The organism is Microbacterium sp., from assembly GCF_029263575.1.
Lineage (GTDB): Bacteria > Actinomycetota > Actinomycetes > Actinomycetales > Microbacteriaceae > Microbacterium.
In genome coordinates this window covers 1-6,074 of sequence record NZ_JAJUFV010000165.1, presented here as the reverse complement: position 1 = coordinate 6,074, position 6,074 = coordinate 1, and the positions used below count along the sequence as shown (strand labels likewise).

Annotated in this window: 17 protein-coding genes; all 17 read right to left on the bottom strand. The window is 62.5% G+C overall.

Features of this window, described 5'->3' with window-relative positions; genetic code table 11:
- The coding region (locus Q1J95_RS13600; RefSeq protein ID WP_300268463.1) for a hypothetical protein at positions 1–190 on the bottom strand (190 nt) is incomplete at its 3' end.
- Positions 191–300: 110 nt separating this feature from the next.
- On the bottom strand, positions 301–522 hold the full coding sequence (locus Q1J95_RS13595) for a hypothetical protein (RefSeq protein WP_300268460.1): 222 nt from the start codon (positions 520–522) through the stop codon (positions 301–303).
- Positions 523–644: 122 nt separating this feature from the next.
- Positions 645–932, bottom strand: coding sequence for a hypothetical protein (locus Q1J95_RS13590; RefSeq protein WP_300268457.1), 288 nt, complete (start codon positions 930–932; stop codon positions 645–647).
- A 52-nt stretch (positions 933–984) separates the two neighbouring features.
- Positions 985–1,203 carry a hypothetical protein gene (locus tag Q1J95_RS13585; RefSeq protein ID WP_300268453.1) on the bottom strand — a complete coding sequence of 73 codons (219 nt, stop codon included), beginning with the start codon at positions 1,201–1,203 and terminating at the stop codon, positions 985–987.
- Between the two features lie 102 nt (positions 1,204–1,305).
- Complete coding sequence (locus tag Q1J95_RS13580) at positions 1,306–1,689, bottom strand: hypothetical protein (RefSeq protein ID WP_300268450.1); 384 nt, start codon at positions 1,687–1,689, stop codon at positions 1,306–1,308.
- Positions 1,686–2,132: an SLOG family protein gene (locus Q1J95_RS13575; RefSeq protein ID WP_300268447.1), complete on the bottom strand. Its 447-nt coding sequence runs from the start codon at positions 2,130–2,132 to the stop codon at positions 1,686–1,688. The genes Q1J95_RS13580 and Q1J95_RS13575 overlap by 4 nt, the downstream gene beginning before the upstream one ends.
- Before the next feature lie 8 nt (positions 2,133–2,140).
- Positions 2,141–2,656, bottom strand: a complete 516-nt coding sequence (locus Q1J95_RS13570) for a hypothetical protein (protein WP_300268445.1) — start codon at positions 2,654–2,656, stop codon at positions 2,141–2,143.
- Between the two features lie 16 nt (positions 2,657–2,672).
- Positions 2,673–3,293: a hypothetical protein gene (locus Q1J95_RS13565; RefSeq protein WP_300268443.1), complete on the bottom strand. Its 621-nt coding sequence runs from the start codon at positions 3,291–3,293 to the stop codon at positions 2,673–2,675.
- A gap of 14 nt (positions 3,294–3,307) precedes the next feature.
- A complete protein-coding gene (locus Q1J95_RS13560) occupies positions 3,308–3,583 on the bottom strand; it encodes a hypothetical protein (RefSeq protein ID WP_300268441.1) in 276 nt (91 codons plus the stop codon).
- The gene (locus tag Q1J95_RS13555; protein WP_300268438.1) at positions 3,580–3,813 is read right to left on the bottom strand and encodes a hypothetical protein; all 234 of its coding nucleotides are present in this window, start codon (positions 3,811–3,813) and stop codon (positions 3,580–3,582) included. Before Q1J95_RS13555 ends, Q1J95_RS13560 begins: the two co-directional genes overlap by 4 nt.
- Before the next feature lie 36 nt (positions 3,814–3,849).
- Complete coding sequence (locus tag Q1J95_RS13550; protein WP_300268436.1) at positions 3,850–4,176, bottom strand: hypothetical protein; 327 nt, start codon at positions 4,174–4,176, stop codon at positions 3,850–3,852.
- Positions 4,145–4,345: a hypothetical protein gene (locus Q1J95_RS13545; RefSeq protein WP_300268433.1), complete on the bottom strand. Its 201-nt coding sequence runs from the start codon at positions 4,343–4,345 to the stop codon at positions 4,145–4,147. The genes Q1J95_RS13550 and Q1J95_RS13545 overlap by 32 nt, the downstream gene beginning before the upstream one ends.
- A gap of 2 nt (positions 4,346–4,347) precedes the next feature.
- Positions 4,348–4,824: a helix-turn-helix domain-containing protein gene (locus Q1J95_RS13540; protein WP_300268430.1), complete on the bottom strand. Its 477-nt coding sequence runs from the start codon at positions 4,822–4,824 to the stop codon at positions 4,348–4,350.
- Positions 4,772–5,050 carry a hypothetical protein gene (locus Q1J95_RS13535; protein WP_300268427.1) on the bottom strand — a complete coding sequence of 93 codons (279 nt, stop codon included), beginning with the start codon at positions 5,048–5,050 and terminating at the stop codon, positions 4,772–4,774. Before Q1J95_RS13535 ends, Q1J95_RS13540 begins: the two co-directional genes overlap by 53 nt.
- A 107-nt stretch (positions 5,051–5,157) precedes the next feature.
- The gene (locus tag Q1J95_RS13530; RefSeq protein ID WP_300268424.1) at positions 5,158–5,376 is read right to left on the bottom strand and encodes a hypothetical protein; all 219 of its coding nucleotides are present in this window, start codon (positions 5,374–5,376) and stop codon (positions 5,158–5,160) included.
- A 67-nt stretch (positions 5,377–5,443) separates the two neighbouring features.
- On the bottom strand, positions 5,444–5,701 hold the full coding sequence (locus Q1J95_RS13525) for a hypothetical protein (RefSeq protein ID WP_300268422.1): 258 nt from the start codon (positions 5,699–5,701) through the stop codon (positions 5,444–5,446).
- Positions 5,702–5,785: 84 nt separating this feature from the next.
- Positions 5,786–6,074, bottom strand: a 289-nt coding sequence (locus tag Q1J95_RS13520; RefSeq protein WP_300268419.1) for a hypothetical protein, incomplete at its 5' end; no start/stop codon positions are given.

Here is a 6,074-nt window from a genome sequence, read left to right as displayed (position 1 = left end):
GGTTGGCGTTGAAGTGGGCCACGGCGCGGGTGTACGCGCTCTCCGCGTTGCGCTTCGCCTCGGCGATCAGCTCGTCGGGCGCGTTCTCCGTGGCAGCAAGTCCGCGCCACAGCTCCGCTTCGAAGAGCAACCCGCGCAGCGTGTCGTCGGTGGTCATCGCGCGCTGCATCTGCTGGATCATGGTCATCATCTCGTGTCTCCTTGTGTCTCTCGATGAGCGCCAGTCGCTCATCACGTTACGTCCACTGTACACCAGTTATAGCGTGCTGTCAACCATTCGTAGGTAAAAGGCTACGCCTCTTAGATTTGGCCGGGAATCAGCGTGCCCGACTCCTTCCAGTAGACGCGTCCACGATCGTCGTAGGTGACCAGCTCGCGGCGGTCCAGCTCGTCGATCAGCGCAATCTCGACGGTGGCGGCTTCCATGCCGAGCGTATGGTCGTCGTTGATCTGCTGCAGCGCGTCAGCGATCTGCTGCGTGGTCATCATCCGGGTGATCTTCTGCATCTGCTGCTCGCTCATCGTGTCTCCTCTCGTCGCTGCATCTCGTGTACTGATTCCAGTGTACACCAGTCGTAGCTATGATGCAACCATTGAGCGAAAGAGCAACGCCGGGACGATCATCTCGCCCCGGCGCTGTCTCGTTACGGTGTCTCCCAGCCCATCGCCTCGCGCACGTCGTCAGCGACCCACGCGATCCATTCCAGCCGCAGCTCGTTCAGGCCAGTGCTGATGTCGTCGCTGAGCTTCAGCCGGTAGTCCTGCTCGGCGGCGAAGTTCATCACGTCGCCGTTGAGCGTGTCGGCGCTCTCGCCCTTCGCCAGTCGCTCGCGGATTTCACCGAGGACCGCGTTGACGGCTCGCTTCTTCTGCATCATCCACGTCTTGCGGCTCTCGATCGCGCTGCGGTACTGATCTTCGAGGGTGTACATGCTGTGTCTCCTTCTGGGTGGTGGGAGGGCTTTCGCCCTCCCGCTGTGTCTCTTACGCCTGAACCGTGACGTCCTTTTCGCTGCTCATGCGAATCTCTCGCACGCCGCACCAGATCATCACGTACTTGCCACCATCCGGGTGATTGAGCTTGCTGTGCTCGACCTTCGTGATCTCGCGCGCATACGTGTCGCCGTTCCAGTCGAGTCGCATCGGCTCGACGTAGATCATACCCGGCTGCAGCTCGCTCGCCTTGATCTTCGCAACGTTCATCTCGTGTCTCCTTGTGTCTCTTGACGAGCGCCAATCGCTCATCTCGTTACACGTAGTGTACACCAGCTGCAGCCCAAGTGTCAACCCTTCGTAGGTAAAAGGCTACGCGCGAGTTTCCCGGCGCTGTTGCCGGACCTGCTGCTTCGCGGAGATCACGGCTTCGCGCATGCGATCGCGCCGCTTGTGATCGTTGTAGCGATCTCTGCAGCGACGACCGCAGTACATCGGCACGTATCCTCTCGGCCCGACCGGGAACGTCTTGCCGCACTGCTTGCATGTCGCGCTCGTCGGTCGCACATTGATCGGCTTCACCGGCTCGGTTGGCTTCGGGATCGGAGCTGGCGCGACCCGCTTGCGTCGCCGGATCGCATCGAGCACCGCCTGTCGTGTGTAGAAGCGTTGCGACTCGCCCTCGCGCTGCCAATACCACTCAGCCGGAAACCCGGTGTCCTCGAACGTCAGCATCTTCGCCTGCTCCTCGTTCATCGCTTGCGTCCCTCTCTCGTGTACTGCGCGATCGACAGGCCCAGCAGCTCAGCCTGTGCCACACAATCTTTCGTTCCTTTGCTGTTCTCGATGTCGTCGTGAAACGCCAGCACCCCGGCGCGGTAGCCCTGCGCCTGCAGCGCGGCAAGGATTTTCAGCATGATGCGGTTCCGGCGCGGCCCTGCTGCGCGATCGTCGCGTGCCCACATCGCCGGGACCGGGATGATCTGCCAGCCGGTGCTCGCTGCTATGCGTGCCGCGATTCGATCGATGCCCTCCGCGCCCTCCGGGGCGTCGCAGTCACCGTGGATCAGGACCGCGTGCTGGCAGGTCGCCCGAAGCGCGTCCAGCACGTTGTAGATCGGCCCCTGCCAGTCCACCGCTTGGGCGTGGCGGTCGCCGGTCACGACGACGGCCAGCCGCTCGGGTCGGTTCAGCTTCATCGCGTACCCTACCAGCTGTAGCTCGGACCGCGCCGCGTGTCCTCGGTGATCGTGTAGCCGCGCGGGGCCGGGGCATCCAGCCCGTAGTACACGACGTCCGTCACGAACCGGAAGAACAGCTCGAAGTCCGGTTCGTCCTCTGCGGTCACATACGCGACCATCGTCACCGTGTAGCCGTCGCGGAAGATCGCGACCGCGCCGACGAGATCGAAGTCCGTGAGCAGGTAGGTTTTCATGTCGCCCTGCTCCATCTCATCGATCACGTACATATCCACCGCTTCTTCGAGCGATTCCGTGTCCAGCAGCGAGTAGAACAGCTTGGCCTCGCGCAGCGTATCGAACGTGCGCGACCGCACGTTGATCACGTCGTCACGGTAGCGATGCACATACACGATACTCTCGTGCTCGTCAGCTGCCGGAGTCGGCGTCGGTGTCGGGCGCGTGCGCTGAGCGCTCGCCGGAGCGAGCAGCGTGAGCGCGGTCAGGATCGCGAGGACGGTCGTCAGGATGCGTCGGGTCGTCATGTCGTGTCTCCTTTCGTTAGCGGTTGTCGAGCTGTCGCGCGAGCGTCGCGGCGATCTGCAGCAGCTCGCGGCGTTCGGCATCTGCGAGCGCGTGATCCGCGATGATCTTGTCGATCTTGCCGTTCGCGCTCTCGCGCTGCTGCAGCTGGTCCACCTTCTGTCGCGCCTCGTCGCGCTCAATGCGCAAGCGCTTGCACGCCCCGCGCGCCTTGTGCAGCGCTTCCCGCAGCTCGCCGTTCAGCCGCGCCCCGGCGAACGCGTCAAGGATGAGGTTCCCGGTCGGCAGCACGACGTTGCGCGCCTTTTTCAGCGCCTCGATCCGCTCGTTCTGCTCGGCGATGCGCTCACCGCGCGAGGCGACCTCCATGCGCAGATACTCGTTGGCGCGCTGCATCTCATCGAGTGCGCGCTGCAGCTGCTCGACCTTGCTCTCCTGCTCGCCGAGATCGTGCGTGAGCTGGTCGGGATGCGCCGTCAGCGAATGCGACTGGCCGTCCAGCCCGACGAATACAGCGTTTCCGTGAACCTTGCGCACCGTACCGAGGTGTCCCGCGTACTCGCCGCAGACGACGCGCACGCGATCGCCTTCGAGAAACACGCGCTCTTTCGCGGTGTCGCGTACTTCGATCTTGACCACTGTGTCCTCCATGTCTACTCGTGCCTCGCCAGCTCGTGATCGCGCTGCGCAGCTCGCAGCATGCCGATCAGCTGCTCAATCGAATCCGTGTCCCGTAGCTCAGCGATCATCTGGTGCAGCACGATGCCGTGCGTATTCTCGATCGCGAGCGTGGTCGCGCCGTCGTTGTAGGTCGTGACGCGCACAGTACGGTCGCCAAAGGTCGTTTCTCGCTCCACCCGTACACGTAGCTCGAACGGATCGAACTCGCGCGTAGCGACCGTTTCTAGGCGTTCTGCGGTGGTGCTCATGCATACAGCTCCTCGACGAGTGGCACGCGATCGCTCACCCAGCGGATCGCGCCGCGATCGTCCACGATGAACGCCTGACTCGTCGGGTACTGCTGCTGTTTCAGCACGTCCCGCGCGTCGGTGATCGCGTTGTCGAGTCGCTGCCAGTTCGATGCTGATCTGAACGTGCGCAGCTGCCACCGACCGTCCATGTAGATGCGGTACCAGATCGTGTAGGTGCTCTCGCGCATGCTGTGTCTCCTCTCCTTCATTTCGTCGCCACCTAGCTACTCTCTGCGCAGGAGCGATGCGTCCTTGTCATAGACGCGAACGCTGCTGCTCTCGCCGTCATAGCGCATGATCTTCACGGTGCTCGCCTCGATCGCGTTGCGCTGCGCTTCCTCGATCGTCGCGCCCTGCCCGACCCAGCTGCTGGTCGTCGCCACGTTCGTGTCCGGGTTGCGCGTGAACGTGCGGATGTGCACCGTCCACGCGTAGCCCGTGTACAGCGGGGCGGGACTGATCGCGATGTGCGACACGTTCGGGATGCGCTGCAGCTCGCGCTCGAAGTCCCACGCCTGTTCAGTCGGCCGCGTCGGTGTGATCGTGCTCATGCTGTGTCTCCTTTCGTGCGTCGTGCTGTCGCGTCAGTGAGATCGCGACCGCCGCCATGTCGTAACTCGCGCGCCAGCGTGGACTCTCGAACTCCACGCGTCGCATCTCTCGCGATACCTGCTCGATCAGCTCAGCATCCTTCTCGTGATCCACAAGCAACCGCGCCACTGCTAGTCCTCCACCGTATCGATATGCGGCCCGTATCCGTTCTTCCAGCTGACGTTCAGCTCCCCGCGTGCGATCGCATCGAGCATGCGCCCGACCGCTCCATCACGCGGCACGCTGCCCTTCCCGACGTGCAGCCCGAGTCCTTGCGCGACCTGCTTCAATCGGTCATACGTTCCCGGCTCCATGCGAATCTGTCGCCGGTCACTCTGCGCGCGATGCAGTCGCGGCAGCGGCCCGAGCACCGAGCTGACCTTCTTGCGATCCACGCCGAGCTTTTCCGCGATCTCGATGTTGGTCAGCCCCTTCAATCGCAGCTCGGCCATTTCGCGAAACATGCCCTGCTCCTCTTTCGAGGGCAGCCAGTAGTACACGGTCATCGGCGCGACGCCGAGCGCCTTCGCGATCTGTCGATAGCTCTTGCCCTCCTCAGCGAGTCGTGCGGCCTCTTGTCTTTTTTGGTCGATCGATATGTGCATCATCCATCTCCTCCTGTAGCTGTGCGATCAATGTCTCCGCGAACCGGACCATCCGGCGCAGGTGCATGATCCGTGTGTCTCTCGTCAGTGCCTCATCGTTGCGTTCATCGAGTGCTGCGCGTTGCATCTTCTCCTGTCGATCGATACTCGGGCGGTGCTCCACTTCATACTGCGCGAGATCGAACAACGGTTGTGGCGTGACCTCGTAGACGTGTCCCTCTGTTGACATCTCGTGTCCTTCTGGCTACCCTCAGGTTAGCTCCGGGTTTCGTGGGTCACTCGGGGCACCGACGAGGGGGGATCGCACCGGGCCTTTTGCCCGGTGCTTTCCTTTGCCTACATCAGCGATGCGAGGCTGAACTCCTCCGCGTACTGCTCGGTGATCTGGAACCGGAACCACATCACGCCGAGGTTGCGATACGTGCGCCAGTCGCGCTTCACGTTCTCGCGGAAGCGATCGATCTCGCGCGTGACGTTATCGCTGACCGGCAAGCGCTGCGTGGTGCTCGTGCCGTTCGTGTAGAAGATCGTGACCGGGATCGTGCGCGTCGTCATGTTGTGTCTCCTCTCGTGTCTCGTGTCTCTCGACTGACTCTAGTGTACACCAATCGTGGCTATCTGGCTACCAACTCATCGCATACCCGGCAAGGTCTTCGAGCATCGTCACCGCGTCCTCGAACGCTGCGAGATAGCGCAGGTCGTACTCGCCGCTCTCGCGATCGCGATACGTGCCGAGCCGGACCATCGTGTTGCACGTTTCCAGCAGCTCCTCGATCTCGGCTTGGATCGCGGCGGCTTCCTCGGTCGGCATCTCGTCCATGAGCAGATGCGCGTGCTCCTCGTAGCGCTCTTCCAGAACCTGCATATCAATCGTGCTCATCTCGTGTCTCCTTGTGTCTCGTGTCTCGCGACGTGTCTCTCAACTGGTTCTAGTGTACACCATTCGTAGCTAGCGCGCAACCCTTTACGCTGCCGAATCTGTCGCGCGCCGTTTGCGCCATACCGCACGCGCATTCTCGCGTGCCGCTGGCTTGACCTTGCGTCCCGCTGTCAGGATCGACTCGCGCTCCGCGATCGGCATCGCTCTCAGAATCTCCTCCAGTGCGAGGATCAGACTGTACGCCTCGCCCCGGCTGCTCAGATGTCGCGCATCTTCCGTCAGGCTCCACAGCTCGTCCTCGTAGGCGTACTGCACGCTGGCAATCTCGTACTCGTCCTTGATCGCGTTGTACAGCTTCTTGGTGGTCGCCATG

Coding starts and splice junctions, on each gene's coding strand:
- Q1J95_RS13595 (WP_300268460.1), bottom strand. CDS start 522: ATGAGCGAGCAGCAGATGCAGAAGATCACCCGGATGATGACCACGCAG.
- Q1J95_RS13590 (WP_300268457.1), bottom strand. CDS start 932: ATGTACACCCTCGAAGATCAGTACCGCAGCGCGATCGAGAGCCGCAAG.
- Q1J95_RS13585 (WP_300268453.1), bottom strand. CDS start 1,203: ATGAACGTTGCGAAGATCAAGGCGAGCGAGCTGCAGCCGGGTATGATC.
- Q1J95_RS13580 (WP_300268450.1), bottom strand. CDS start 1,689: ATGAACGAGGAGCAGGCGAAGATGCTGACGTTCGAGGACACCGGGTTT.
- Q1J95_RS13575 (WP_300268447.1), bottom strand. CDS start 2,132: ATGAAGCTGAACCGACCCGAGCGGCTGGCCGTCGTCGTGACCGGCGAC.
- Q1J95_RS13570 (WP_300268445.1), bottom strand. CDS start 2,656: ATGACGACCCGACGCATCCTGACGACCGTCCTCGCGATCCTGACCGCG.
- Q1J95_RS13560 (WP_300268441.1), bottom strand. CDS start 3,583: ATGAGCACCACCGCAGAACGCCTAGAAACGGTCGCTACGCGCGAGTTC.
- Q1J95_RS13555 (WP_300268438.1), bottom strand. CDS start 3,813: ATGCGCGAGAGCACCTACACGATCTGGTACCGCATCTACATGGACGGT.
- Q1J95_RS13550 (WP_300268436.1), bottom strand. CDS start 4,176: ATGAGCACGATCACACCGACGCGGCCGACTGAACAGGCGTGGGACTTC.
- Q1J95_RS13540 (WP_300268430.1), bottom strand. CDS start 4,824: ATGATGCACATATCGATCGACCAAAAAAGACAAGAGGCCGCACGACTC.
- Q1J95_RS13535 (WP_300268427.1), bottom strand. CDS start 5,050: ATGTCAACAGAGGGACACGTCTACGAGGTCACGCCACAACCGTTGTTC.
- Q1J95_RS13530 (WP_300268424.1), bottom strand. CDS start 5,376: ATGACGACGCGCACGATCCCGGTCACGATCTTCTACACGAACGGCACG.
- Q1J95_RS13525 (WP_300268422.1), bottom strand. CDS start 5,701: ATGAGCACGATTGATATGCAGGTTCTGGAAGAGCGCTACGAGGAGCAC.